The organism is Nonomuraea sp. NPDC049152 (assembly GCF_040648355.1).
Lineage (GTDB): Bacteria > Actinomycetota > Actinomycetes > Streptosporangiales > Streptosporangiaceae > Nonomuraea.
In genome coordinates this window covers 1-25,623 of record NZ_JBEZDO010000049.1, presented here as the reverse complement: position 1 = coordinate 25,623, position 25,623 = coordinate 1, and the positions used below count along the sequence as shown (strand labels likewise).

25 protein-coding genes and 1 riboswitch are annotated in these 25,623 nt (G+C 69.8%); of the genes, 11 read left to right on the top strand and 14 right to left on the bottom strand.

Features of this window, described 5'->3' with window-relative positions; translation table 11 throughout:
- The first annotated feature begins 3 nt into the window (after positions 1-3).
- Positions 4-750 carry a methylenetetrahydrofolate reductase gene (locus AB0B45_RS48030; protein ID WP_358145162.1) on the top strand — a complete coding sequence of 249 codons (747 nt, stop codon included), beginning with the start codon at positions 4-6 and terminating at the stop codon, positions 748-750.
- Between the two features lie 16 nt (positions 751-766).
- Here the strand turns inward: AB0B45_RS48030 and AB0B45_RS48025 are convergent, their stop codons facing one another.
- The 4 genes from AB0B45_RS48025 to AB0B45_RS48010 are packed head-to-tail and all read right to left on the bottom strand — an operon-like array spanning position 767 to position 5,335.
- Positions 767-1,144, bottom strand: coding sequence for a VOC family protein (locus tag AB0B45_RS48025; protein WP_358145160.1), 378 nt, complete (start codon positions 1,142-1,144; stop codon positions 767-769).
- Positions 1,145-1,201: 57 nt separating this feature from the next.
- The gene (locus AB0B45_RS48020) at positions 1,202-2,641 is read right to left on the bottom strand and encodes an MFS transporter (protein WP_358145158.1); all 1,440 of its coding nucleotides are present in this window, start codon (positions 2,639-2,641) and stop codon (positions 1,202-1,204) included.
- A gap of 34 nt (positions 2,642-2,675) precedes the next feature.
- Positions 2,676-3,338 (bottom strand): Crp/Fnr family transcriptional regulator, encoded by a 663-nt coding sequence (locus tag AB0B45_RS48015; protein WP_358145157.1) that lies wholly within the window; start codon positions 3,336-3,338, stop codon positions 2,676-2,678.
- Complete coding sequence (locus AB0B45_RS48010) at positions 3,335-5,335, bottom strand: adenylate/guanylate cyclase domain-containing protein (protein WP_358145155.1); 2,001 nt, start codon at positions 5,333-5,335, stop codon at positions 3,335-3,337. Before AB0B45_RS48010 ends, AB0B45_RS48015 begins: the two co-directional genes overlap by 4 nt.
- 205 nt (positions 5,336-5,540) lie before the next feature.
- On the opposite strand from AB0B45_RS48010, the gene AB0B45_RS48005 reads away from it, so the two are divergent.
- Positions 5,541-6,446, top strand: coding sequence for a hypothetical protein (locus AB0B45_RS48005; protein ID WP_358145153.1), 906 nt, complete (start codon positions 5,541-5,543; stop codon positions 6,444-6,446).
- A gap of 55 nt (positions 6,447-6,501) precedes the next feature.
- Here AB0B45_RS48005 and purL read toward each other — a convergent pair whose 3' ends face one another.
- From purL to purS, 4 genes are all read right to left on the bottom strand, one after another.
- Positions 6,502-8,748, bottom strand: a complete 2,247-nt coding sequence (gene purL, locus AB0B45_RS48000) for a phosphoribosylformylglycinamidine synthase subunit PurL (RefSeq protein ID WP_358145151.1) — start codon at positions 8,746-8,748, stop codon at positions 6,502-6,504.
- Positions 8,745-9,428, bottom strand: a complete 684-nt coding sequence (purQ, locus tag AB0B45_RS47995) for a phosphoribosylformylglycinamidine synthase subunit PurQ (protein WP_358145150.1) — start codon at positions 9,426-9,428, stop codon at positions 8,745-8,747. The genes purL and purQ overlap by 4 nt, the downstream gene beginning before the upstream one ends.
- Positions 9,429-9,622: 194 nt before the next feature.
- On the bottom strand, positions 9,623-10,009 hold the full coding sequence (locus AB0B45_RS47990; RefSeq protein ID WP_358145192.1) for an ATP-binding protein: 387 nt from the start codon (positions 10,007-10,009) through the stop codon (positions 9,623-9,625).
- Between the two features lie 222 nt (positions 10,010-10,231).
- Entirely contained in the window at positions 10,232-10,477 is a 246-nt protein-coding gene (gene purS, locus AB0B45_RS47985) for a phosphoribosylformylglycinamidine synthase subunit PurS (RefSeq protein ID WP_358145148.1), read from the bottom strand.
- Positions 10,478-10,883: 406 nt separating this feature from the next.
- Between purS and pdhA the strand changes: the two genes are divergently transcribed.
- The 4 genes from pdhA to AB0B45_RS47965 all read left to right on the top strand — a co-directional run bounded on the left by pdhA (position 10,884) and on the right by AB0B45_RS47965 (position 14,881).
- Entirely contained in the window at positions 10,884-11,975 is a 1,092-nt protein-coding gene (gene pdhA / locus AB0B45_RS47980) for a pyruvate dehydrogenase (acetyl-transferring) E1 component subunit alpha (RefSeq protein ID WP_358145147.1), read from the top strand.
- Positions 11,972-12,952 carry an alpha-ketoacid dehydrogenase subunit beta gene (locus tag AB0B45_RS47975; protein ID WP_358145145.1) on the top strand — a complete coding sequence of 327 codons (981 nt, stop codon included), beginning with the start codon at positions 11,972-11,974 and terminating at the stop codon, positions 12,950-12,952. Before pdhA ends, AB0B45_RS47975 begins: the two co-directional genes overlap by 4 nt.
- A gap of 14 nt (positions 12,953-12,966) precedes the next feature.
- Positions 12,967-14,496, top strand: coding sequence for a 2-oxo acid dehydrogenase subunit E2 (locus AB0B45_RS47970; protein WP_358145143.1), 1,530 nt, complete (start codon positions 12,967-12,969; stop codon positions 14,494-14,496).
- A gap of 88 nt (positions 14,497-14,584) precedes the next feature.
- Positions 14,585-14,881 (top strand): Dabb family protein, encoded by a 297-nt coding sequence (locus AB0B45_RS47965; protein WP_358145141.1) that lies wholly within the window; start codon positions 14,585-14,587, stop codon positions 14,879-14,881.
- Between the two features lie 258 nt (positions 14,882-15,139).
- On the opposite strand, the gene AB0B45_RS47960 is transcribed toward AB0B45_RS47965, so the two are convergent.
- The 3 genes from AB0B45_RS47960 to AB0B45_RS47950 form a co-directional block, all read right to left on the bottom strand.
- Positions 15,140-15,364, bottom strand: coding sequence for a hypothetical protein (locus tag AB0B45_RS47960; protein ID WP_354920016.1), 225 nt, complete (start codon positions 15,362-15,364; stop codon positions 15,140-15,142).
- A gap of 66 nt (positions 15,365-15,430) precedes the next feature.
- The gene (locus AB0B45_RS47955; protein ID WP_358145139.1) at positions 15,431-16,327 is read right to left on the bottom strand and encodes an MBL fold metallo-hydrolase; all 897 of its coding nucleotides are present in this window, start codon (positions 16,325-16,327) and stop codon (positions 15,431-15,433) included.
- A gap of 98 nt (positions 16,328-16,425) precedes the next feature.
- Positions 16,426-18,231: an acyl-CoA dehydrogenase gene (locus AB0B45_RS47950; protein ID WP_358145137.1), complete on the bottom strand. Its 1,806-nt coding sequence runs from the start codon at positions 18,229-18,231 to the stop codon at positions 16,426-16,428.
- Between the two features lie 101 nt (positions 18,232-18,332).
- Here AB0B45_RS47950 and AB0B45_RS47945 point away from each other — a divergent pair, with 101 nt between their 5' ends.
- From AB0B45_RS47945 to AB0B45_RS47930, 4 genes are all read left to right on the top strand, one after another.
- On the top strand, positions 18,333-19,139 hold the full coding sequence (locus AB0B45_RS47945) for a class I SAM-dependent methyltransferase (protein ID WP_358145135.1): 807 nt from the start codon (positions 18,333-18,335) through the stop codon (positions 19,137-19,139).
- Between the two features lie 11 nt (positions 19,140-19,150).
- Positions 19,151-19,211, top strand: a riboswitch (guanidine-III (ykkC-III) riboswitch).
- Positions 19,212-19,231: 20 nt separating this feature from the next.
- Positions 19,232-19,555, top strand: coding sequence for a multidrug efflux SMR transporter (locus AB0B45_RS47940; RefSeq protein ID WP_358145133.1), 324 nt, complete (start codon positions 19,232-19,234; stop codon positions 19,553-19,555).
- Positions 19,556-19,596: 41 nt separating this feature from the next.
- Positions 19,597-19,983, top strand: coding sequence for a VOC family protein (locus AB0B45_RS47935; protein WP_358145130.1), 387 nt, complete (start codon positions 19,597-19,599; stop codon positions 19,981-19,983).
- A complete protein-coding gene (locus AB0B45_RS47930; protein WP_358145128.1) occupies positions 19,980-20,447 on the top strand; it encodes an SRPBCC family protein in 468 nt (155 codons plus the stop codon). The genes AB0B45_RS47935 and AB0B45_RS47930 overlap by 4 nt, the downstream gene beginning before the upstream one ends.
- On the opposite strand, the gene AB0B45_RS47925 is transcribed toward AB0B45_RS47930, so the two are convergent.
- The gene (locus AB0B45_RS47925; protein ID WP_358145126.1) at positions 20,444-20,884 is read right to left on the bottom strand and encodes a hypothetical protein; all 441 of its coding nucleotides are present in this window, start codon (positions 20,882-20,884) and stop codon (positions 20,444-20,446) included. The genes AB0B45_RS47930 and AB0B45_RS47925 overlap by 4 nt on opposite strands.
- 85 nt (positions 20,885-20,969) lie before the next feature.
- Between AB0B45_RS47925 and AB0B45_RS47920 the strand changes: the two genes are divergently transcribed.
- Positions 20,970-21,893, top strand: a complete 924-nt coding sequence (locus AB0B45_RS47920; RefSeq protein WP_358145124.1) for a GNAT family N-acetyltransferase — start codon at positions 20,970-20,972, stop codon at positions 21,891-21,893.
- On the opposite strand, the gene AB0B45_RS47915 is transcribed toward AB0B45_RS47920, so the two are convergent.
- Both AB0B45_RS47915 and AB0B45_RS47910 read right to left on the bottom strand, forming a co-directional pair.
- Complete coding sequence (locus AB0B45_RS47915; protein ID WP_358145122.1) at positions 21,861-23,867, bottom strand: molybdopterin-dependent oxidoreductase; 2,007 nt, start codon at positions 23,865-23,867, stop codon at positions 21,861-21,863. The genes AB0B45_RS47920 and AB0B45_RS47915 overlap by 33 nt on opposite strands.
- Positions 23,868-23,919: 52 nt before the next feature.
- Positions 23,920-25,467 (bottom strand): M28 family metallopeptidase, encoded by a 1,548-nt coding sequence (locus AB0B45_RS47910; RefSeq protein ID WP_358145120.1) that lies wholly within the window; start codon positions 25,465-25,467, stop codon positions 23,920-23,922.
- Positions 25,468-25,623: the final 156 nt, after the last annotated feature.

The following is a 25,623-nucleotide window of genomic DNA, read 5'->3' as shown; positions in this document are numbered from 1 at the left end:
GGCATGACGTTCCAGCTGGTCTGCGAGATCGAACCGCCCACCAAGCCCGACCTCACGCACGTCCGGCACCAGATCGGCACCCTGGGCAAGCTCGCCCATTCCTTCCTCATCCCCGACAACCACATCGGCAGGGCGACGGTCTCGAGCGTCGCCGTCGCGCACGAGGTCCAGGCCATGGGCGGGCGCAGCATCGCCTGCCTCAACTCCCGCGACCGCAACCTGCTCGGCCTGCGCCGCGACCTGCTCACCGCGGCCGCCTACGGCGTGGATCAGTTCCTGTTCGTCTACGGCGACAAGCCCACGAGCGGCAACAGGACCAGCGACCTGACGGTCCGCTCGATGATCGACGAGGCGCGGGAGTTCTCGCCTTCCTTCCGCGTGGGCGCGGCGGCGGGGCTGCGGCCGCTTCCGGCGTGGAAGCGCTCGGCCGACTTCCTCTTCGTCCAGGTCAGCTTCTCCCTCGACACGCTGCTGAGGTGGCGCGAGGCGAACCCCGTCGACGTGCCCGTCTACGCGGGGGTGATGGTGCTGGCCAGCCAGACCCATGCCGAGCGGCTCGCGGCGACCATCCCCGACATCGACATCCCCTCCGAGCTGGTGGAACGGCTGGGCGGAGATCGCATGGCGGGTGTGGAGGCGGCCTGCGAGCAGGTCCTGCGCGTCCGCGACTCCGGCGCCTTCGACGGGGTCCACCTCATCCCCGTCGCCCGCTACCGCGACGTCGAATCCCGCCTCCACGCCACCCTCTGACGCCGGCGGCGGCCGGTCAGTCCCAGCGGCGGGCGTTGCCGGCGTGGATCCCCTGATCCTTGATCACACAGAACGGCAGCCCCGCCGGATCCCGCATCACCCACCACTGCGGGGCCTGCCGTACGCGGGTCGCGCCCAGCGCTTCCAGGCGCGCGACCTCGGCCTCCAGGTCGTCGGTGTGGAAGTCGAGGTGGACCCTGGGCTCTCCGTCGCCCAGCCGCTGCACCAGGAGCCCGAACTCCTGGCCGGGCAGCATGCCGCCGTGATACTCGGGGTTCTGGGGAATGCCGGGCAGTTCGTGTCCCGTCGCGCCTCGCCAGAACGCCAGCTCCTCGTCGTGGTCGCGCTCGGGCACGTCGATCACGGCCAGGTGCAACCTGCTGTGGTGCGTCATCTACCCTCTTCCCGTGCTGGGCGGGCCGGCGATCTCGTCCTCGCCGCGTTCCGCCGCTCATCGTACGGCGCGGGGGCTCCTGGCCAGGGCCGCGAACAGGGCGCCCGCCAGCGCCACGCCGAACAGCACGCCGTACGTCAGCCGGAAGCCCGACATCAGCTGCTCCACCGCCACCGGCGACAGCCTCGACAGCGTCCCCGCGTAGACCTGCGCACGCAGTGAAGGGGAGACCGCGCTGGTCAGCACGCTCAGCGACAGGCCCACGCTGATCACGATCCCCACGTTCATGACCATCAGCCTGAAGCCGTTGACCACCCCGAGGCTCCCCGCCGGCAGGGCGCTCATCACCTGCGTGGTGTTGCCGGTCAGGAACGTGCCGCTGCCGCATCCGGCCAGGAAGAGCCCCACCCCGATGATCCAGTACGGCGTGCCCCCGCGGGCCGTCGCCATCAGGACCGCCAGCCCCGCCGCGCTGAACAGCGAACCCCCGATCGACAGCGCGTACGGCGAGACCCTGCGCCCCAGCGCGCCCGCGATGGGGGAGGCGAGCGCCATCCCGACCGGTACGGGCAGCACGCTCAGGCCCGCGGTGAACGCGTCGACACCACGAGCCGCCTGGAAGTGCAGCGCGACCACGAGGATCAGCGCCGCCCTGGCCAGCGCGTTGCAGAACGAGGCCAGGTTGGCCCAGAACAGCATCCGGCCGCCGAACAGCCGCAGGTCGAGCACCGGATGCGACGCCCGCCGTTCGACCAGGAGGACGAGCGGCGCCAGGACGGCGGCGACCACACCGCCCACGATCACCACGGGACCGCCGTTACCGATCTCGGACAGCGCCAGCAGGAACGCGGTGAGCGCGGCGAAGATGAGCAGGTTGCCGAGGGCGTCCACGGGCTCGCGCGGGCCCCTCGGCATCCTGCGCAGCGTGAACACTCCCCACAGCAGGGCGATCACTCCCGCGGGGACGTTCACCCAGAAGATCCACTGCCAGCCCGCCGCCTCCGCGATCAGGCCGCCGACGGTGGGTCCCGCGAGCTGTGCGATCGACAGGGTGCCGATGTAGACGCCCATGCCCTGGCTGAGCCGGTCGGGCGGGAAGGCGGCGGTGATGATGACGGTCCCGTTGGCCAGGATCATCGCCGAGCCGATCGCCTGCAGGACCCGCATCGCGACCAGGAACCAGACGCCGGGGGCGAGGCCCGCGAGGAGCGAGGCGACTGTGAAGAGGGCGAAACCCGCCAGGTACACCTCCCGCCTGCCGAGCAGGTCGGCGACCCTGCCGAAGAAGACGAGGCTCGCGGTGTTGACGAGCAGGAAGGACAGGAGGATCCAGCTCGACTCGAAGGGGGTGGCGTGGAAGTGGCGGACGACGGCGGGGAGGGCGACGTTGAGCGTGCTGCCGGCGATCCCGATCAGCACGAGACCGAGGCTGGTCACCGAGCAGACGCGCCAGGCGTACCTGAGTCGAAGGGCGTAGTCGGGGGAGACGGCGACCATGCCTCCCACTATGACGTACGACGTACGTCCGTTTTCAGCGGGCCCGTTTGCGCAGCCCCTCCAGGTCGTGGATCACCACCCGCCGCCGCCCGGTCTCGATCAGCCCCCGGTCCCGCAACGTCCGCAGCGCCTTGCTCACCGCCTCCCGCGACGCCCCGGTCCATCCGGCCAGCTCGTCCTGTGACAGCGGCAGCGCAACCCGCAGCCCCGAGTTCGTCTTCTCGCCGTACCGTTCGGCCAGCTCCAACAGCCGAGTCGCCACCCGCCCCGTCGTGTCGAACGCCCCGTACTCGATCCGCTTCCTGTCAGAGTCCCTCAGCCGCTCGGTGACCAGCCGCATCAGCAGCACCGCCACCCGCCCGTGCGCCTGCAGGAACCCGGCGAAGTCACGGACCACCACCCCTCCGACCGGCTCGAGCGCCGTGACGGTCGCCGATCGAGGGGAGCCGTCGATGGCCGACATCTCGCCCACCAGCCCGCCGGGACCGCGCACCGCCAGCACCACCTCCGTCCCGCCGCTGGTGTGCGAGGACACCTTGACCCGCCCGTCGAGCAGCAGCAGCACCCAGTCGGACGTGTCGCCCTCGGTCATCACCACCTCGCCGCGCTCCCAGCGCCTCGGCCGTCCCGCGGCCTTCAGGGCCTGGGTCTCGTCTGGGGTGAGCATGGACAGGAACTCTCCGGCCTCTGCGGTCATGATCTGATTATGCGGGGCAGCGCGGTCAACACGTAGGCCTCCACCTCCTGCGCCTTGCCCTTCAACCGCAGCGCCCCGAGCGGCGCGGCCGTGACACCGTCGCCGAGTTGGGCGAGCGTGGTGGCGCCGATCACCACCGTGCCGGGCTCGGCCATGCTCTCCAGCCTGGCCGCCACGTTCACGGCGTCGCCCATGGCGTTGAAGCCGCGCAGCTCGGGGCTGCCGATGTTGCCGACGAGCGCCATGCCGGTGTTGATGCCGACCCTGAAGGTGGGCCATCCGTCGGCGGCGACCTCCAGGGCCGCCTCCTGCATCGCCAGCGCGGCCCTGCACGCGGCGAGCGCGTGGTCCTCCTGGGCGGCGGGCGCGTTGAAGAGCGCGAGCAGCGCGTCGCCCACGAACTGCACGATGGTGCCGCCGTTGTCGAGGATGCAGGGCACGGCGGCGGTGTGGTACCGGTTCAGCATCTCGACGATCTCACCGGGCGTGACCCGCTCGGAGAACGTGGTGAACCCCTTGAGGTCGGCGAACAGCGCGGTCAGCTCGCGCAGCTCACCGCCGAGCGCGGCCTGCCCAGGATCGGCCAGCAGGCGGTTGGCGACGTCGGGCGACATGTACTGCCGGAACAGGGTGTCCAGCTCGGCATAGAGGCGGGCGTTCTCCAGCGAGATCGACAGCTGGCTGGCCAGGGTCGAGGCCAGGGCCTCGTCCTGTGCGGTACGGCCGAGCGGCACCTCGAGCGCGCCCGCCAGATGGCCCTTCACGGTGAGCGGGTAGGTGATGAGCCCTTCCCGCCTGATGGGCGTGATGCCGCTGAAGACGTACTCGCGGGAGCCGATGCTCACCTTGCCGTCGGCGACCAGGCCGATGCGGACGTCGCCGTACGCTTGCCGTACCCGCTCGAGGGCGCCGGTCAGCAGGTCGGACTCGGCCAGCCGTACCTTCGTCTGGGTCCCGACGTCGACGAGCGCCGCGAGGCGCTCGGACAGTTCGCGCTCGCTGGCCAGCGCCTCGCTCGCGCGGTCGAGGACCGCCGCCTGGCCCTCGGTGAGCTGGAACCGCCCGGCCAGCCGTACGGCAGGCAGCTTGGCGCCCCTGCGGACGTGCTCGACCAGCTCCTCCAGCGCCTGCTCGTACTGCGCCTGAATCCTGACGACGGTCGCTGACAGCGCCACCGAGTCGAACAGGCCCGCGCTCGACCCTTCGCGCCTGAACTGCAGATAGGCGCTGTAGGCGACGAAGACGAAGGCCAGCGTCAGCAGGATGTGCCACTCCCACCACGACAGGTGCCAGTTCAGCTGGGACATGCCCGCCAGCATGGCCTCGGCCAGCAGCGCGTAGGCGGTGAGCAGGCTGATCAGGATCGCGGAACGCCGCCTGCGGTGCAGAAGGAACATCATTATGCTCGCCGAGACGAACAGCACCAGACCGGGCACCGAGAACCAGCCGAACCACGGGATCGGCAGTGTGGCGGGCGGTCTGCTGAGCGGGGTCAGCCCGGGGATGAGCGAGGCGATGCCCCACGCCACCATGATTCCCAGCAGTAAGGCCCTGATCAGGCCCTGTGCCGCGAGCACGGACCTGGCCTGTCGCGCGCCGAGCGGGAACGCCGAGGCGAACGCGAAGACCGCCGCGATCGTCAGCCCGACCTGCTGGCCGATGTCGAAGCCGAGCGAGTGGGTGTCGAGGATGATCCGCGGCGTCGACAGGCCGTGCAGGAGGAAGAATCCCGCGCTGCTCAGGAACACCATCGAGACCAGGAACAGCCGCGCGTCCTCCCGCTTGCGCGCCGCCTCGCTGATCATCAGGCCGAGCACGACGTTGATGCCCGCGACGACGAGGATCATCCAGAAGTGGCTGGGGTTGTGCTGCCACCTCACGTTGATCCCGCCGGGGTCGGCGAGCAACAGCCACAGGCCCAGCAGTGGCAGGATCAGGTGAATCGCCCACACCACCGCTCTGACGGGCTGGGTGGCGGGCGGGAGGTAGGTGTTCACGGACGATTATCCCCACGCCTGGGTGAAAACCAATGCGTCGATTTACGGGTCCGGTTCCCGTCCTGAAGCTGACCAGCGGTCAACCGCATATGTCACCCTCTGTTTCGTGACATACACGTTATGTGCCCGTGTAACCCTGTGGAACGGTTGAAGCGTGAACCTCATGCACAACATGCGCAACATCTGTTCCTCTGGAAGGAAACCCGTGGCAATCAAGGTTCGCGGTGGGCGCGCGCTCACCCTCGCCACCGTCGGGGCGCTCGCCGCTTCGCTGTTCACCATCGGCGGAGTCGCCACCGCGTCGTCGGCCGCCAACGAGGTGCACGCCTGCGTGCACAAGAAGACGCGCTACGCCCGCATCGTCAACCCGTCGACCCCGTGCAGGAAGACGGAGGAGCGGGTGCTGATCGGCGGCGGCTCGTCGCCCAACGGCCTGGCGGGCACCCGCGAGCAGGGTCCCCAGGGCCCTGCGGGCCCGAAGGGCGCCGACGGCAAGCCTGGCGTTCAGGGCCCTGCCGGCCCGAAGGGCGAGGACGGCAAGCCCGGTGTCCAGGGTCCGAAGGGCGAGGACGGCAAGCCCGGCCAGCCGGGCGCGAAGGGCGACCAGGGTCCCAAGGGCGACCAGGGCCCCAAGGGTGAGACCGGTCCCCAGGGTCCCGCCGGCAAGAACGGCATCGACGGCAAGGACGGCAAGGACGGCCAGCCGGGCAAGCCTGGCGAGAAGGGCGAGAAGGGGGACAAGGGCCAGACCGGGGCGACGGGTCCGCAGGGTCCCGCGGGTCCCCAGGGTCCGAAGGGTGACAAGGGCGACGCCGGCGGCATCAAGTCGATCGTCGTCGTCAGCGACTCCTTCAGCGGCAAGTCCGGCTCGGTGTCCTGCCCGTCCGGCGCGGTCGCCACGGGCGGCGGTTTCTCCGGCGTCAACGGCACCGTCACGACCAGCGCCCCGACGGGCTCCGGTACCCCGACGGGCTGGAGGGTCGAGCTGAGCGGCGGCTACAACGACTACAGCAGCTCCTCCCAGCCCACCCAGGGCACGGAGAAGACCACCGCCTCCACCCAGACGAGTGGTGGCAGGGGCGGCACGGTCTACGTGATCTGCGCCAAGTAGCAACGCCACAGGGGCCGGTACGGCATGCCGTACCGGCCCCTGTGAACTCCGTACCTCAGCCGAACAGCGCGGGCAGCGTGGCCGTGTGGACCTCGCGGAGCTCGGAGACGGGCACCTCGAGGACGCCCTCCACCGCCAGGGCGTCGCCGCCGGTCTCGCCGAGCCCGTAGCAGGGCACCTCGAACGACGCGCACAGCGCCGCGAACTCCTCGAAGTGCTCGGCCTTCACCGCGACCAGCGCCCTGGCCGACGACTCGCTGAACAGGTCGACGAACGGGTCGCCGGACAGCGCGACCTTCGCGCCGACCCCGTGGGCCATGCAAGCCTCGGCCAGCGCGATCGCCAGGCCACCCTCGGACAGGTCGTGCGAGCCCGCCACCAGCCCCTTGGCGGCGGCGGCGACCATGACGGAGGCCAGGCCCTGCTCGGCCACCAGGTCCACCTCGGGCGGCAGGCCGCCGAGGTGGGCGTGGGCGACGTGCGCCCACTCCGAGCCGCCGAACTCGTCGCTGGTCTCGCCGAGCAGCGCGACGCGCAGCCCCGCCTCAGTGAACCCCGAACGCACCCGCTTGGCGACGTCGTCGATGACGCCGAGCACGCCCACGACGGGCGTCGGGTGGATGGCCGCCGCGCCCGTCTGGTTGTAGAAGGACACGTTGCCACCGGTCACCGGGACGCCGAGGGTCCTGCAGGCGTCGGCGAGCCCGCGCGTGGCCTCCGCGAACTGCCACATGACCTCGGGGTCCTCGGGCGAGCCGAAGTTGAGGCAGTTGGTGACGGCGAGCGGCTTGGCGCCCGTCACCGCGACGTTCCTGTACGCCTCGGCCAGCGCCAGCTGGGCGCCCGCGTAGGGGTCGAGCCTGGCGTAGCGCCCGTTGCCGTCGGTCGCCAGCGCGATGCCGCGGGTCGTCGGCGTCGCCCCCTCCATGACCTCGGAGATGCGCAGCATGCCGGCGTCGGCGGGCTGGGCGAGCACCGTGTTGGAGCGGACGTACCTGTCGTACTGGGAGGTCACCCACTCCTTGGAGGCCAGGTTGGGCGAGCCGAGCAGCTGCAGCAGCGTGGCCCGCAGGTCCTCGGGGCGCGGCAGCTCGACGACCTCGTTCAGCGCGGCCTGGCCGGCGGGCTCGTTGAAGGGCCGCTCGTAGACGGGGCCCTCGTCGGCGGCGGTGCCCGGCGGGATGTCGACGATGACCGAGCCGTCCCAGGTCATCACGAGCCTGCCGGTGTCGGTGACCTCGCCGATCACGACGGCGGGCACGTCCCACTTCTCGCAGATCGCCATGAACGCCGGAATGTCGGACGGCGTCACCACGGCCATCATCCGCTCCTGCGACTCGCTCATCAGGATCTCCTCGGGCCTGAGCGAGGAGTCGCGGAGCGGGACCAGGTTGAGGTCGACGTGCATGCCGCCGGTGCCCTTGGCGGCCAGCTCGGTGGTGGCGCAGGAGACGCCGGCCGCGCCGAGGTCCTGGATGCCCACGACCACGTCCGCGGCGTAGAGCTCCAGGCAGCACTCGATGAGCAGCTTCTCCATGAAAGGATCGCCCACCTGTACGGCAGGCCGCTTCGCCTCCGACTCGTCCTCGAACGTCGCCGAGGCGAGCACCGAGGCGCCGCCGATGCCGTCGGGGCCCGTCGAGGCGCCGAAGAGCACGACCTTGTTGCCGGGGCCCGGCGCGGTGGCCAGCTTGATCTGGTCCTTGCGCAGCAGGCCGACGCAGAGCGCGTTGACCAGTGGGTTGCCGATGTAGCAGGGGTCGAAGACGACCTCGCCGCCGATGTTGGGCAGGCCGAGGCAGTTGCCGTACGACGAGATGCCCTCGACGACGCCGGGCAGCACGCGCCTGGTGTCGGCCTGGTCGGCGCCGCCGAAGCGCAGCGCGTCCATGACCGCGATCGGGCGCGCGCCCATCGACATGATGTCGCGGACGATGCCGCCGACGCCGGTCGCCGCGCCCTGGTGCGGTTCGACGTACGACGGGTGGTTGTGCGACTCGATCTTGAAGGTGGCGGCCCAGCCGTCGCCGATGTCGACGACGCCCGCGTTCTCGCCCATGCCGACCAGCAGCGCCTCGGACTCGGGCGCCTTGGTGGCGAACTGCCGCAGATGCACCTTGGACGACTTGTACGAGCAGTGCTCGGACCACATGACCGAGTAGATGGCCAGTTCGGACGAGGTGGGACGGCGGCCGAGGATCTCCCGGACCCTGTCGTACTCGTCCTGCTTCATCCCCAGCTCGGCGAACGGCATCGCCTCGTCGGGCGTGTCGGAGGCCCGCTTCACGGTGTCGAGGTTCATGCGTTCACCAGCTTCTTCAGAATGGAGGTGAAGAATCCGAGGCCGTCGGTGCTCGGCGCGCCGACCAGGTCCTCGACCGCGTGCTCGGGGTGCGGCATGAGGCCGACGATGTTGCCCGCCTCGTTCGAGATGCCCGCGATGTCGTTGAGCGAGCCGTTGGGGTTGCCGCCGAGGTAGCGGAAGACCACCTGGCCGTTGGACTCCAGCTGCTGGAGCGTCTCGGCCGAGGCGACGTAGCGGCCCTCACCGTGCTTGATCGGCAGCACCAGCTCCTGGCCCGACGCGAAGTCGCCGGTCCACGTCGTGGCCGTGGACTCGACCTTGATGCGCTGGTCGCGGCAGATGTAGTGCAGTGAGGCGTTGCGGGTCAGCGCACCGGGCAGCAGGTGCGCCTCGCACAGGATCTGGAAGCCGTTGCAGGTGCCGAGCACCGGCAGCCCACCGCGGGCGGCGGGGATGAGCTGCTCCATCAGCGGGGCGAAGCGGGAGATCGCGCCGCATCGCAGGTAGTCGCCGTAGGAGAAGCCGCCGGGCAGGAAGACCGCGTCGACTCCCTTCAGATCGTGGTCGCCGTGCCAGAGCGGCACCGCCTCCGCGCCCGCCAGCCGTACGGCACGGGCTGCGTCCTGGTCGTCGAGAGTTCCTGGAAACGTGACAACGCCCACACGGGCAGCGCTCATGACTTTCGTCCCCTCCGGAGGAATGCGCACGCCACGCCACCGTCTCATTGTGTGGACGGCGGTCTGCGGCGGTGTCTCCAGGGTATCGGCTGCCGCCCGGTGCCCTCTCGCGGCCCTGCGAGCGTCCTGTCAGGGAACGGGTCGCAGCCGCCGGAAGTGGCCGGGGCCGCCCTCGGGCCTGCCGGGCCGGGGACTCAGACCGCGGCGAGCTCGCGGGGGCGGGCGCCTTCCTCGTCGTCCCACGCCAGGTGCTTGCGCAGGTGGACGGTGGTGCCCCGGCCAGGCGTGACGCCGAAGGAGATCTCGTCGACGACCGAGCGCATGATGAGCAGGCCCCGCCCGTTCTCGGTCTCGGGCGGCGGGTAGTGCAGCGGCATCGACGGCAGGCCACCGCCCGCGTCGGCCACCTTCACGTCGCAGCGGCCGTAGCCGATCGACGCGCTCACTTCGTACCTGTTGGCGGGACCGCCGTGACGCACCGCGTTGGAGCAGGCCTCCGACACCGCGAGCAGCATGTCGGAGATGCAGCTCTCGCTCACGCTGAGTGAGCGCATCGCGTCACCTAGCACTCGTCTGACCATCGGGATGCCGATCGCATCCCGCGGCAGCGCCAACGAGAACTCAATATCCACCGGACCCCTCCGGGCGCCAGAATCTCACCTGGAGTAGGTTTCCCCGTGAAATCAGGGCTAACCGCAAAATCACCTTGTTGTTATTTAGTGTTGGTAAGCCCGTGGGATTGTGGCACGGCAAAACCCGGCTTTAAGCCGTTATGGGAATTTCCGAGGGTCGAATGTGCTGTTCTAGCCCTCGACCCGCACGGTGTACTCCTCGATCACCGTGTTGGCCAGAAGAGTCTCGGCCATCTTTCGGACGTCCGCAAGTGCGGCCTCGTCGGCCTCGCCCTCCAGCTCGAGCTCGAACCGCTTGCCCTGACGCACCTCGGAGACGCCGGAGAAGCCCAGGCGCGGCAGCGCGCGGGCGATGGCCTGGCCCTGCGGGTCAAGGATTTCCGGCTTGAGCATGACGTCGACGATGACGCGCGCCACGGCGCTCCTCCTGAAGGTGAAGTTCGGGTTGCGGCGTTCAGCCTAGTGCCCCACCCGTGATGAACAGGCCCCGACCCCACCACCCGGAGTCGCGGTCGCCGTACCTCGCGCTCCCCTCAAACCCCCGAAACCCGAGGAACCCCATCCGCGCCTCACGTCCGCCCGGATCGACGTCGCCCTGAGGTCTCGGGCGGTTCCAGCCAGGGAGGCCTGACCCTCGAAACGGGAAGGTTCACGGACGATCCACCGGGAACGGGGAGGGCATGGGGCTTGCGCGTAGGGCTGTGACCTCTGCCACGATGTCCCCAAACGCGTACGAACCACCACCAGATGGCCCGTACGCCGGAAAGGCCGGGAAAAGCATGGCAATCCCAGCGAACCGGCCCCGATCGCACAGGAGTGGCACGTGACCGTCGACGCCTCTCGTGGTGCAGAAGCACCTCCAGAGCTCGTCCAGTTGCTCACCCCCGAAGGGGAGAGGGTCGAGCACCCCGACTACGACATCGACCTGACGCCAGACGAGGTGAGGTCCCTCTACCGCGACCTCGTGCTCGTCCGCCGCATCGACCTGGAGGCCGTCGCCCTGCAGCGCCAGGGCGAGCTGGGCATCTGGGCCTCGCTGCTGGGCCAGGAGGCGGCACAGATCGGCTCGGGCCGCGCCCTCACCGACGCCGACATGGCCTTCCCCACCTACCGTGAACACGGCGTCGCCTGGTGCCGCGACGTGGACCCGGTGAAGCTGCTGGGCCTGTTCAGAGGCGTGAACCACGGCGGCTGGGACCCCGCCGAGCACAACTTCCACCTCTACACGATCGTCATCGGCAGCCAGACCCTCCACGCGGTCGGCTACGCCATGGGCATCCAGCGCGACGGCGCCAACGCCGCCACGATCGCCTACTTCGGCGACGGCGCCACCTCCCAGGGAGACGTCAACGAGTCGTTCATCTGGGCCAGCGTGTTCAACGCCCCCATCGTCTTCTTCTGCCAGAACAACCAGTGGGCGATCTCCGAGCCACTGGAGAAGCAGACGCGCATCCCGCTCTACCGGAGGGCGTCAGGCTTCGGCTTCCCCGGCATCCGCGTGGACGGCAACGACGTCTTCGCCTGCCTCGCCGTCACCAGGAAGGCGCTGGAGGCCGCGAGAACCGGCCAGGGGCCGACGCTGATCGAGGCGTTCACCTACCGGATGGGCGCCCACACCACCACCGACGACCCGACCCGCTACCGGGTGGCGAGCGAGCTGGAGGCGTGGAAGCTGAAGGACCCGATCGAGCGCCTGAAGGCGTACCTGTTCAAGAACGAGCTGGCCGACCAGGAATTCATCGACTCCGTCGAGGCCGAGGCCGAGGACCTGGGCGCCGATCTGCGCAGACGCTGCCTGGAGATGCCCGACCCCAAGCCTCTCGACATCTTCGACCACGTCTACAGGTCGTCCCACGCGCTGATCGACGAGGAGCGCGCCCAGTACGCCGCTTACCTGGAGGGCTTCGAGTCATGACCATGCTGACCCTCTCCAAGGCGATCAACGAGGGCCTGCGCAGAGCGATGGAGGACGACCCCAAGGTCCTCATCATGGGTGAGGACGTCGGCAAGCTCGGCGGCGTCTTCCGCGTCACCGACGGCCTGCAGAAGGACTTCGGCGAGGACCGCGTCATCGACACGCCGCTTGCCGAGTCGGGCATCATCGGCACCGCGATCGGCCTGGCCCTGCGCGGCTACCGGCCGATCTGCGAGATCCAGTTCGACGGCTTCGTGTTCCCCGCCGCCGACCAGATCATCACCCAGCTCGCCAAGATGCCGCTGCGTTCGCTCGGTGCCATCAAGCTGCCCGTCGTGGTCCGCATCCCGTGCGGCGGCGGCATCGGCGCGGTCGAGCACCACAGCGAGTCCCCCGAGGCGTACTTCACCCACACGGGCGGTCTGCGCGTCGTCGCCTGCAGCAACCCCGCCGACGCCTACTCGATGATCCAGCAGGCCGTCCGCAGTGACGACCCGGTGATCTTCTTCGAGCCCAAGCGCCGCTACTGGGAGAAAGCCGACGTCGACACCGCCACCACCGACTGGTGGACGCCCTTCGACCGGGCCTCCGTCGTACGGCAGGGCAGCGACATCACGCTGCTCGCCTACGGCCCGATGGTCAAGACGTGCCTGGAGGCGGCCACGGCCGCCCAGGAGGAGGGCCGCTCGATCGAGGTCGTCGACCTGCGCTCGCTCAACCCGCTGGACTTCCCCACGGTCATGGAGTCGGCGCGCAAGACCGGCAGGGTGATCGTCGTCCACGAGGCGCCCGTCTACAACGGCTTCGGCGCCGAGCTCGCGGCGAGGATCACCGAGTCGTGCTTCTACCATCTGGAGTCGCCCGTGCTGCGGGTCGGCGGCTTCTCCACCCCCTACCCGCCGTCGAAGCTGGAGGAGCACTATCTCCCCGACCTGGACAGGGTCCTCGATGCCGTCGACCGTGCCTTCACCTACTGAGAGGGGGACCTCGAATGCGTCGTGAATTCAAGCTCCCCGACGTGGGAGAGGGCCTGACAGAGGCCGAGATCGTCCGCTGGCACGTCAAGCCGGGCGACAGTGTCAAGGTCAACCAGATCGTCGTCGAGATCGAGACCGCCAAGTCGATCGTCGAGCTGCCGTCGCCGTGGGCCGGTGTCGTCGCGGACCTGCTGGCGGAGGAGGGCCAGACGGTCGACGTCGGCGTGCCGATCATCGCGGTCGAGACCGGCGAGCCCCCTGCCGCCGGTACGGCGCAGCCCGGCCCTTCCACGGGCGCGGCGGAGGCGGTCGGCCCGCACGAGGAGTCGGCCGAACGGCTCGCGGCACTGGCCGACGACATGGTGCCGCGACCGCCCGCCGAGGGAGCCGTCGAGCCAGGCGCGCACGGCGGCCCCGCGCCCAAGGAGGAGCGCACACCCGTCCTGGTCGGGTACGGCGTCAAGACCGGCGCGGCCAAGCGCCGCCCCCGCAAGACCACGCACTCCGAAACCGCCCCTGAAACCGACACCACCCGGCCAGGCGGCCCCACCGGGGCGCAGGTGAGCGCGGGCACCGTGGCCGACCCCGAGCGAGTGGCCGTCCCCGGCCACACCCCCACCCAGCCGCTGCCCGAGCCGGTCCAGCAGGCGCAGGCGACCGGCAGGGTGAGCGTGCTCGCCAAGCCACCGGTCCGCAAGCTGGCCAAGGACCTGGGCGTGGACCTGACGGCCCTGCGGGGCACGGGTCCCCAGGGCTCCATCACCCGCGACGACGTCCACGCCGCCGCCCAGGAGCCCGAGCCCCAGGCGGCGGAGCCCTCATGGCAGCCCGCCGCCCCCCGGGAACTGGAGGAGCGCATCCCCGTCAAGGGCGTGCGAAAGATGACCGCGCAGGCGATGGTGACCAGCGCGTTCACCGCTCCGCACGTCACCGAGTTCCTGCAGGTGGACGTCACCGAGACGATGGCGGCCGTCCAGCGGCTCAAGCAGCTGCGGGACTTCGCCGAGGTCAGGGTCTCGCCCCTGCTCCTGGTGGCCAAGGCCGTCCTGGTGGCCGCCCGCCGCTACCCGATGATCAACTCCACGTGGGACGAGGCCGCCCAGGAGATCGTGGTCAAGCACTACGTGAACCTCGGCATCGCCGCCGCCACCCCGCGCGGCCTGGTCGTGCCGAACGTCAAGTCCGCCCACGCGCTGGACCTGCCAGGACTGGCCAGGGCGCTGGGCGAGCTGACGGAGACCGCCAGGGCGGGCCGTACCCAACCGGCCGAGATGGCGGGCGGCACGATCACGATCACCAACGTGGGCGTGTTCGGCGTCGACACCGGCACCCCGATCCTCAACCCGGGTGAGGCGGCCATCCTGGCCTTCGGACAGGTCAGGGACGCGCCGTGGGTGGTGGACGGGCAGCTGGCCGTCAGGAAGGTGACCACGCTCGCGCTGTCGTTCGACCACCGGATCGTCGACGGGGAGCTGGGCTCGCTGTTCCTGCGAGACGTCGGCGCCATGCTGGAGGACCCGCTCCGCATGCTGGCCTGGAGCTGAGACGGGCGCCGGAAGGCCGACCGGCGCCCGGAGCTGACCAAGGGCGGGCGCCGGTAACCGGCGCCCGCCCCACTACTAGGCTGATGCCATGATCCGTCACATCGTGCTGCTGACCTGGACCGACGACGCCACCGACGAGCAGAAGGCCGCCGTCGAGAAGGGCCTGGCCGCCCTGCCCGCCGCGATCCCCGAGCTGCGCCGCTACGACCTCGGCAGTGACCTCGGCCTGGCCGCCGCGGGCAACTCCGACTTCGCCATCGTCGCCGAGTTCGACTCCGTCGCCGACTACGAGGTCTACCGCGACCACCCGCAGCACCACGCCGTCATCAACGAGCACATCGTCCCGATCAAGGCGGGCCGCGCCGCCATCCAGTTCGAGCTCTAGAGCTGAGCCGTACAGCCGGCGCACCTGGGCGGCGCGACGGGCTGCCGCACGTCGGTCCAGCCCGCCTTCCTGACGATGTCAGTGCTGTACGGGGCGCCGTCGGGCGACTCCCGCTGAACGCCGACGAGCTCGCCCGTCGTGCGGTCGATGACGATCCGCGTCCCCCCGGAGAACGCGTGGCGGCGACAGGGCCGCCCTCCAGCGGCACCACGACCGCCACCGCGCCGACCACGAGCGCGACGGCCGCCGCGGCGAGCATCAGACTTCGGGCGGATTGTTCTCCCTGTGCATGAGCCTGTCCTCGGAGGTGTGCCCGCGCCGCGGCGCCAGGACGATGCTCAGCACCACGCCCACGCCACCGACGATCATGAAGATCACGCCGATTCTGTCCATGTGGACGGCGCTGCCGAAGACGTCGGGTTCGATGGCGAATCGGAGGATGGCGCCGAGCGTGAGGAAGAAGATGCTGACCCCGACACCCATGACGACCTCCGGAGGGTAAAGACCGCGTACGGAGACGGTCATACCCCCCTGATGACGATCACACCCTCAGGCATGACACGTCAGTGGCCGACCGCCGTTGAAGGTGATCATGTCGAGGACGGCGGCCGCCAGATCCACGTCGCCGCCCGTCGCTTCGGCGTAGGCCCTGTGCAGGTTGCCGACGATGCGCTCGCTGTCGGTGAGCGTGCCGTACTCGCCGAGATCGGTCTGCCTTGCCAGTTCCAGCGGAGACAGGCCCGCCGCCATCCCCGCCTCCGCCCTCTCCCGGACGAACCGCAGGTACCCGCGCACCGTGGAGATCGCCGAGGGCCCGCAGACGTCGCCGTGGCCGGGGACGATCGTCTCGGCGCCGAGCGCCTCCAGCTGGTCGAGCGCCGCCAGCGCCCCGGCCACCGAGCCCATCAGCACGAACGGCGTGCCGCCGTTGAACACCAGGTCGCCCGAGAACAGCACCCTGCGCGAGGGGATCCAGACGTAGGAGTCGTTGGTGGTGTGCGCGGCGAACCCGACGTGCCTGACCTCGCAGCGCAGGTCGTCGGAGTAAAGGGTGACGCCGTCGGTGTAGGTGAGGAACGGCGGCACGGGATCGAGCGTGCCCCACTCGACATCGGGCGACCACGCGCCCAGGTAGGCGGGCACCCCGTCGGCGATGATCTGCTCGCGGGTCCGCTCGTGCGCCACGATCGTCGCCTCGGGGAACAGGTGGTTGCCGAAGGTGTGGTCGCCGTGGTGGTGGGTGTTGACGAGTGTGGTGATCGGCCGGTCGGTGACCTTGGCGATCGCGTCGCGGTAGGCGCGGGTGCGGCGCTCGGTGGAGCAGGCGTCGACGGAGATGACGCCCCTCCGCCCGGCCATGAACCCGGTGTTGTTGATCCACCAGCTTCCGTCGGGCTGGATGTAGGCGTAGACGCCGTCGGATACCTCTTCGACACGAGGGGACATGCCGTGACGGTATCCCGGTTCGCGCCCGCCATGGAAGCGGAAGACCGCCCACCCGGAGGGGTGGACGGTCTTCTTGACCTGCCGCGGGAGCAGGTGGTCTAGAACGCCTCTTCCGGCAGGTCCATCAGGTCGAGCCCGGTGCTCTCCAGTACGGCCAGCTCGGCCGCGATGCGCGGCAGCACGGTCGTCGCGAAGAACGACGCGCCGGCCACCTTGCCCTGGTAGAACGCGTCCTCGCCCTCGTCGAGCCTGGCCAGCGCGATCTCCGCCTGACGCAGCAGCAGCCAGCCGATGACCAGGTCGCCCAGCGCCAGCAGGAAGCGCGTGCTGTTGAGCCCGACCTTGTAGACCTCGCGCGGCGACTCCAGCGAGCCGAGCGCCCAGCCCGCCATCGTGTCGCCCATGGCCTTGACCTCGGCGGCGGCCTTGGCGAGCAGCTTGCGCTCCTGCTTGAGCCTGCCGTTGCCCGCCTCGGAGGCGGCGAAGGCGTTGATCTCGGCCAGCAGCGAGCCCACCGCCGCGCCCTGGTTGCGCAGGATCTTGCGGAAGAACAGGTCGAGGCCCTGGATCGCGGTCGTGCCCTCGTACAGGGAGTCGATCTTCGCGTCGCGGATGTACTGCTCGATCGGGTAGTCCTGCAGGTAGCCCGAGCCGCCGAGCGTCTGCAGGGAGCGCGAGAGCAGCTCGTAGGAGCGCTCGGAGCCGACGCCCTTGACCAGGGGGAGCAGCAGGTCGTTCATCGCCTCGGCGTGCTCGTCGCCCGGGTTGATCAGCAGGGTGTCCTGGAAGGTGGCCGTGTAGAGGACCAGCGCCCGCATGCCCTCGGCGTACGACTTCTGCAGCATCAGCTCGCGCCGCACGTCGGGGTGGTGGGTGATGGTCACCCGCGGCGCGGACTTGTCGGCCATCTGGGTCAGGTCCGCGCCCTGGAAGCGGGACTTGGCGTACTCCAGCGCGTTCAGGTAGCCGGTCGACAGGGTGGCGATGGCCTTGGTGCCGACCATCATCCGGGCGTGCTCGATCACCATGAACATCTGCTTGATGCCCTCGTGCACGTCGCCGACCAGGGTGCCGATCGCCGGGTGCTTGTCGCCGAAGGTCAGCTCGCAGGTCGTGGAGACCTTGAGGCCCATCTTCTTCTCGACGTTGGTGACGTAGACGCCGTTGCGCTCGCCGAGCGCGCCGTTGTCCAGGTTCACGTGGTACTTCGGCACCAGGAACATCGACAGGCCCTTGGTGCCCGCGCCCGCGCCCTCGGGCCTGGCCAGCACCAGGTGGAAGATGTTGTCGGTCATGTCGTGCTCGGCGCTGGTGATGAAGCGCTTGACGCCCTCGATGTGCCAGGTGCCGTCGGGCTGCTGGATCGCGCGGGCGCGCCCCGCGCCGACGTCGGAGCCCGCGTCGGGCTCGGTCAGCACCATGGTGGCGCCCCAGTTGTTCTCGATCGCCAGCTCGGCGAACCGCTTCTGGTCGGGGGTGCCGAGCTTCCACAGCGTGTAGGCGAAGTTGGGGCCCGCGGCGTACATGTAGAGGGCGGGGTTGGCGCCGAGCACCATCTCGGCCGCCGACCAGGCCAGCGTCCGGGGGACGCCAGGCCCGCCGAGCTCGGCGGGCAGGTCAAGGTGCGCCCATCCGCCCTCGACGAGGGCCTTGAAGGACTTCTTCACCCCATCGGGTACGGTCACCGTCGACGTGGCTGGGTCGAAGACCGGCGGCGTGCGGTCACCCTCCTCGAAGGAGTCGGCCAGCACACCCTTGGCGAGCCTGTTGACCTCGTCCAGGATGCTGCGGGCGACGTCCTCGTCCACTTCCGAGAACGGGCCGTTACCGAGGATGTCGCGGCGGCCGAAGACCTCGAAGAGGTTGAACTCCAGGTCCCGCACGTTGCTCTTGTAGTGGCCCATGGCTGCTCTCTCCTAGAACCCGGGGGCGTTTAGTACTGGCGAGTAACCTTACTCGTAATGCTACCCGCGGGTAACCTCTGCTAAGCACTTACCCTCGACACATGAATGCCGAGGCGTTGAACGAACGGTGGCGGCAGAACCTGGAGTCGTGGGCCATTCCGCCGGAGATCCTGGCGAAGGCGCCCGTCGACCCATGGGGGCACTCGCCCGCCCGCTTCGCGGCCAGGACCGACCGCGCGCTGGCCGAGCCGGAAGGGCCGACAGTGGCGAGGGTGGCCGAGGCGCTGCCGGAGGACGGGACACTGCTGGATGTGGGGGCAGGGCTTGGCGCGGCCTCCCTCCCGCTGGCCGACAGGATCGGCGAGCTGATCGCCGTGGACACCTCGGCCGCGATGCTCGCCGAGCTCACCGTGCGCGCCGACAAGGCGGGCGTCGGCGTGACGACGGTCGAGGGCGGCTGGCCGCAGGTCGAGGCGGAGGTAGGGAAGGCCGACGTCGTGGTGGCCGCGCACGTGGTCTACAACGTGCCCGACCTGGCCGTCTTCCTGCGCGCGCTCGACTCCCACGCCACCCGCAGGGTGGTCGTCGAGCTGTCGCACCGCCATCCGATGAGCTGGATGAGCCCGCTGTGGGAGCACTTCCACGGTGTGCGGCGCCCGGTCAGGCCCATCGCGGAGGACGCGGTGGCGCTGGCCGCCGCGCTCGGCTTCGAGGTGCGGGTGGAGGAGCGGGAGGCGCCCATCGAGCGCTTCGCCACGATCGAGGAACTGGCGGACAGCGTCTGCCATCGGGCCTGCCTCGACCCTTCACGGGCGCCCGAGGTGGCCGCGACGGCCATGGAGATGGGCATGTGGCCCGTGCCCCGCGACCGCTGGGTCACGCTCTGGTGGAATCAGAACGCGACCTGACGCCGTTGTAGGGATTGAGCGACCCGCTCCCGGACGAGACGCGCCGTACCCGGAACGCCAAGACGACGCACCCCTACGACAAAGGAGTGCACGTGGCTTGGGTCATTCTCGTCGCCGCCGGCCTGCTCGAGGTCGCGATGGCCTACTCGCTCAAGATGAGCGACGGCTTCTCCCAGGTCTGGTGGGCGGTGAGCTTCCTCGTCTTCGCCGTCCTCAGCTTCGGCGCGCTCGCGTTCGCGCTCAGGAGCCTGGAGGTCGGCACCGCCTACGCGGTGTGGACGGGCATCGGCGCCGTGGGCACCGCCACGCTCGGCATGCTGCTGATGGGCGACGACGTCTCCGCGGTCAAGCTCGGCTCGATCGCGTTCATCCTCATCGGCGTCGTCGGACTCAACCTCGCAGGAGCAGGCCACTAGCCTGGTTTGACGCGTCGCAGGTGTGGCGATTGGGTGGGCCCATGATTGAGATCCATGCCGTCACCATCGACGCGGCCGATCCCTACGAGCTGGCCACGTGGTGGAGCAAGGCCACAGGGCTGCCGCTATGGGGGGAGTGCGAGCCCGGAGACACCGAGGTCGCGATCCGCACCCACCAGGACCCGTTCCTGCTCTTCATCAAGGTGCCCGAGGGCAAGAGCGTCAAGAACAGGGTCCACCTCGATGTCAACGGCACCGAGGGAAGCACTCGCGACCAGGAGGTCGAGCGCCTGCTCGACCTCGGCGCGAAGGTCCACGAGGATCACCGCAACCCTGACGGCACCGGCTGGGTGACCATGCTCGACCCCGAGGGCAACGAATTCTGCGTCTGTCGCTCGCAGGCAGAGAAGGACACAATGTCCTCGTGAGCGAGCCCAGTGCCTCAGCGTCCATCGAGATCGACGCCCCGCCCGAGAGGATCTACGAGCTGCTGACCGATCTGGAGGGCATGGGCGCGTGGAACGCCGAGTGCGAGCGCGCCCGCTGGATCGGCGAGGTGCGCTCGGCGCGGCGCGGCGCGAGGTTCCGCGGCAGCAACCGCAACGGGTCCCGCCGCTGGTCGACCGTCTGCACGGTGACCGCGGCCGATCCAGGCCGCGCCTTCGCCTACCACGTCCGCGCCGTCGGGGTGCTCGACATCGCCGTCTGGCGGTTCGACATCACCCCCAGCGAGACGGGCTGCGTCGTGGAGCAGAAGACCTGGGACACCAGGGGGAGGTTCATGCTGGTCGTGGGGCGGCTCGCGACCAACGTGGCCGACCGGGCCGCCCACAACGCCGCCAACATGCGCCGCTCTCTCGAAGGGTTGAAGCGCGTCGCCGAGAGCGGCTAGCGCGCCCTGCCCTTCATGGTGAGCGTCAGGATGCCCGCGATGAGGTACACCAGCGCGCCGCTCCACAGGGAGTCCCACGCGGCGCCGAAGATGCCCTCGCCGTCGAGCACGAGCTGGACGGGGTAGCTCAGCACCGCGGTGATGCCCGCGGGCAGGAGCGCGAACTTCCACGGGTGCCGCAGCGACCAGTTACGCGCCTGCCTGGTGACCCTGTCGCCCTCCTCCGGCTTGGCGACCGCGCCGATGGCCGCGATCAGGGCGAACAGGCTGATGCCGAGGCCGAGGGCCCACGACAGGTCGGCCGACCCCGTGATGGCGCCCATGCCGAAGCTGGCGGCGGCCACCGCACCGCCGCCCACGGCGGCGGCCTTCCAAGGGGCGCCACGGAGCGCGGCGCCCGACAACGACAGTTCTTCGCGTCGAGAGAGCTCGTTCATGTATCCAGAGTGCCGTTCGGCACCCCTTGTCCACATCGGGGAATCACCCTGAGAGTCCCCCGATGCCGACTGCCATGATGCGGGCATGCCGGAATTCACTATTGAGCGGCTTGGCCGCGACGACGCCGACCGCCTGCGCGCCCTCAGATTGCGTGCGCTCGCCGACGCCCCTGACGCCTTCGGCTCCACCTACGACAAGGACGCCGCCCACCCGAGGGAGAAGTGGGTCGAACGCCTGACCAACCCTGACTCCGTCTGGTTCGTGGCGGTGGGCGACGGCCGGGACGCCGGGCTGATCTGCGGTCTCGAGGAGCACCCCGGTCACGTGCATCTGCTGTCGATGTGGGTCGCTCCCGAGGCCAGGGGCACGGGCCTGGCAGGGCGGCTGGTCGACGAGGTCGTGGCATGGGCCCGCGCCCGCGAGGCCGAGGAGATCGGCCTGTGGGCGGTCGACGCGAACGCCGCCGCCCGCGCGCTCTACGCGCGCAAGGGCTTCGTGCCCAGCGGCAAGGTCATGGCGCTGCCGTCCAACCCCGGCCTGATGGAGTCGCACTACCTGCTCTCCCTGGTCTTCCGTACGGCACGCGCCGCCGACGTGCCCGCCATCGTCGCGCTCATCGTCGACGACGCGATCGCCGCCGCCAGGACGGGAGAGTACGGCGACGACCACAGAGCCGCCTTCGAGGCCATCGACGCCGACCCCAACAACGAGCTGATCGTGGCGGAGCTGAAGGGCGAGGTCGTGGGCACCATGCAGCTCACCTACATCCCCGGCATCTCCCGGCGCGGCGCCACCCGCCTGCAGGTCGAGGCGGTGCGCGTCGCCGGGCACCTACGCGGGCAGGGATGGGGCCGCAAGATGATGGAGTGGGCGCATGCCAAGGGCAGGGCCCGCGGTTGCGCGATGGTGCAACTCACCTCCGACAAGCGGCGCGACGACGCCCACCGCTTCTACCGCTCCCTCGGCTACGCCCAGTCACACGAGGGGTTCAAGCTCGAGCTCGACTAGGTTGTCGTGGTAGACGGCGCCCCTGCCCATGTCGGCGTCGCGCTCGTCCACCACGGCGTTGGGGTTCGACCCGCCGATCGTGTGCTTGGGCCATCTGCCCTTGGGGCTGGCCACGACGCCCTTGGCCACCCGGTCGCTGACCTCCAGGTCGGCGAGGAAGTAGCCGTTGTGGTTGACCACCCTGACGCGCAGGCCCGTGGACAGGCCTCTGGCCCGCGCGTCGGCGGGGTTCACCAGGACGACAGGATCCTTGGCCCTGCGCAGCAGCTCCGGGTTGTTGCCGAACGTCGTGTTGAGGAAGGTGTGCGCGGCGGGCGTGATCAGGGTCAGCTTGTCGCCTGCCGTAAGGGAGGAGAGGGAAGGCACGAAGGCCTTCCCGCGCGGGGGGAAGCGTAGCCTGCCCGACGGGGTGGGGAACCCCTCGGCGAACGGCTTGAACGGCGACGGGTAGCTCATCCGCACCCAGCCCTCCTTGCGCAGGCGGTCGAGCGTGACGCCGTCGAGGGACGGGTGGCCGCTGGACAGCAGCTCGGCGGCCAGCTCCAGGTCGGAGTCGTACAGCGAGGGCTCGGTCATGCCCATGTGGGCGGCCAGGCGGCGGAAGGTCTCCGTGGTGGACAGCGCCTCGCCCGCGGGCGCGACGGCGGGCTCGTTCCACATCAGGTACATGTGGCCGTACCCGGCGTGCAGGTCCATGTGCTCGGTCTGCATGGTGGCGGGCAGCACGATGTCGGCGTAGTCGGCGGTGTCGGTGGGGAACTGCTCCATGACGACCGTGAACAGGTCCTCTCTCAGCAGCTGCCGCCTGATCCTGTTGCTGTCGGACGTGGAGCCCATCGGGTTGGCCATGTAGACCCACAGGCACTTCACGTCGTCGAGGCCGGAGGCGAGCCGGGTCATGAACCGCGTCTTGACCGGCTGGGCCAGCAGGTCGTTGCGGCGGTCGATGTTCAGGTGGACGTGGTCGCTGGTGGAGTAGGCCACGCCGCCGCCCGGATGACGCCAGTCGCCGGTGACGCCGGGAATGGAGGCGATCGTCCGCATGGCGGTGCCGCCGCCCGCGTGCCGCTGGATGCCCATCGTGGCGCGGATCGCGGTCGGGCGGGTGTGCGCCAGCCTCATCCCCAGGCTGTGGACGGCCTCGGCGGGGATCCCCGTGACCTCTGCGGCCCGCTCGACGGGCCACTCCATGATCTCGGCCCTGAAGTCCTCCCAGCCCTCGGTGTGCAGGGCGAGGTACTCCTCGTCCTGGGCGTTCTCGGACAGCACCACGTTCAGCAGGCCGAGCGCGAGCGCGGCGTCGGTGCCTGGCCTGATCGCCAGGTGCTCGTCGGCCTGGTCGGCCGTCCTGGTGCGGATCGGGTCGATCGCGACGACGTACGCCCCGTCGGCGCGGCCGTCCTGGATGAACTTCCACAGGTGGTGGCCGCTGGTCAGCGTGTTCGTGCCCCACAGGATGATCAGCTTGGACTGGGCGAAGTTCTCCGGGTCCATGCCGCCCGCGGTGCCCTGGGTGCGCGACAACCCCAGGCTGCCGGCCACCGAGCAGATGTTGAGCACGTGCTTGGAGGCGCCGAGCACGTTCCAGAACCTGCGTCCAGCCACACCCTCCGAGCCCTGCAGGTAGCCCAGTGATCCCGTGCCGAGATAGGGCCAGATCGCGTCGCCGCCATGCTCGTCCACGATCGCGCGGAGCCGGGTGGCGATCTCGTCGAGCGCCTCGTCCCAGGTGATCCGCTCGAACTGGCCCGAGCCCTTCGGCCCCGTACGGCGCAGCGGATACAGGATCCTGTCGTCCGCCCTGGTGTGCTCGAGATAGCGGTTGACCTTCACGCACAGAGCGCCCCGCGTGTACGGCTGGTCGGGGTTGCCGCGCATCTTCACGGCCTCGCCGTCCCTGACGGTCACCACCCATGAGCACGTGTCCGGGCAGTCAAGCGGACATGCCCCCAGAACTCGCAGTTCACCCGACATGGCATCGAGTGTAGGCGCAGCGTCCCACGCGGGGACGCCGCGCCTGCGAGGGTCAGCTCAGCGCCTTGGGCACGTCATCACCGTGAGAGGCCTTGGCCCTGGTGGCGATGCCGGGGGCGTGCGGCCCGTTGATCGTCGAGGAGTCGTAGGCGTAGGTGCCCACGAGCGTGGCGATGGCGTCGGCGTTGACGTCGAGCGCCGTGTCGTTGATGTTCTTGATGGTGTCGCAGGCCTGGTGGTAGCACCGGTCGTAACGCTCGCCCGCCGTACCGCCCCACTTGGTCACCTCGTCGGGCGTCTTGCGCTGCTCCGCCCCGGTGAACAGGCCGCCCGCCGGGATCCCGACCGCGATGAACGGCCCGTAGTCGGAGCGGCCGTCGAAGTCGGTGCCCTTGTAGGCCAGGTTGCGCGAGGCGTAGAACTGCTCGAAGTACTTCTCGATCTGCGCCGAACCCTCGGGGCCTGGGCCCGAGCCCACGCCGTCGGAGTCGTCGCCGTCGTAGACGTGGTAGACGAAGTTCGGTGAGGCGATCATGTCGAAGTTCAGGTAGAGGGCGATGTTCGCCTTCTCCTGCTCGGTCAGGTTCGCCACGTAGTGCTCGGCCCCGAGCAGGCCGAACTCCTCGCCGCCCCAGAAGGCGAAGCGGACCTTGTTCTCCGGCTTCGACTTGGCCATCTGGAGCGCCACCTCCAGGATCGCGCCGACGCCCGAACCGTTGTCGTTGATGCCGGGGCCGTCCTCGACCGAGTCGAGGTGACCGCCGACCATCACGACGTTGTCCGCGCGCCCGTGCCGCGACTCGGCCAGCACGTTGTACGACTCGTAGGTCTTGATCTCCGTCTCCCACGAGAACGTGAACCCGACCTCCGCGCCTGGCGTGGCCGCCAGGTCCCTGCCCTCCCAGAAGCTGGTGAACAGCACCGGGATGTCCTGCGGGCCGCCCAGGTCGGGGTTGACGTCGGCCTCGGTACGGCCCGCCTGGCCCTCGTTGAACAGCACGACGCCGGTGGCGCCCGCGGCCTTGGCGTTGGCCACCTTCACCGCGAAACTGCAGGTGCCGCGCTGGATCAGCGCGAAGTTGCCCGCGGTGAACCCGGCGAAGTCGGCCGCCTCACAGCCCGAGGTGGAGGAGTTGGGCGTCGGACCCGGCGGGATCAGCACGTCGACCGGCTGGATCTTGGCGGAGAAGCTTCCCTCCGCGGTGTGGCCCGACGGCACCCAGTCCAGGCCGAGCGCGTAGACCTTGGGGTTGGGCGTCTTGCGCTCGAAGACCGGCTTGGTCTTGAACTCCTCGTTCTCGAACGTGAACTTCTGCGTCGAGACCTGGTACCCGGCCAGACGCAGCAGCGTGGCCACGTAGTCGCGCGATAACTCGAAGCCGCGCGTGCCGTCCACGCGGGTGTTGCCGTTGGCCTTGCCGATCAGGTCGAGCACCTTGAGGTGGTTCTTGACGTTCTTGCCGTTGACGGCCTTGACGAGCTTGCGGACGGAGTTGTTGTTCGGGTCGGCGTGCGCCGTACCCGCTGCTGCCAGAGGCGCGATGAGGACGGCCGTGGCCAGCGCGGCGCTGAGCAGGCCCTTCTTCCGGCGATGACTCATGAGACTCCTCGATAACGGTTGGTCCCCCGAGAGCACGCGACCGGCGGCCCGCGGACAGGTCCGCGGGCCGCCGGGGAGGGGTAGCTGAGGGGCGGCGTGTGGGGGGGGGGGGGGGAAGGAAGATGGGGGGGTTGGGGTAGAGGGTGGTGTTGGGTG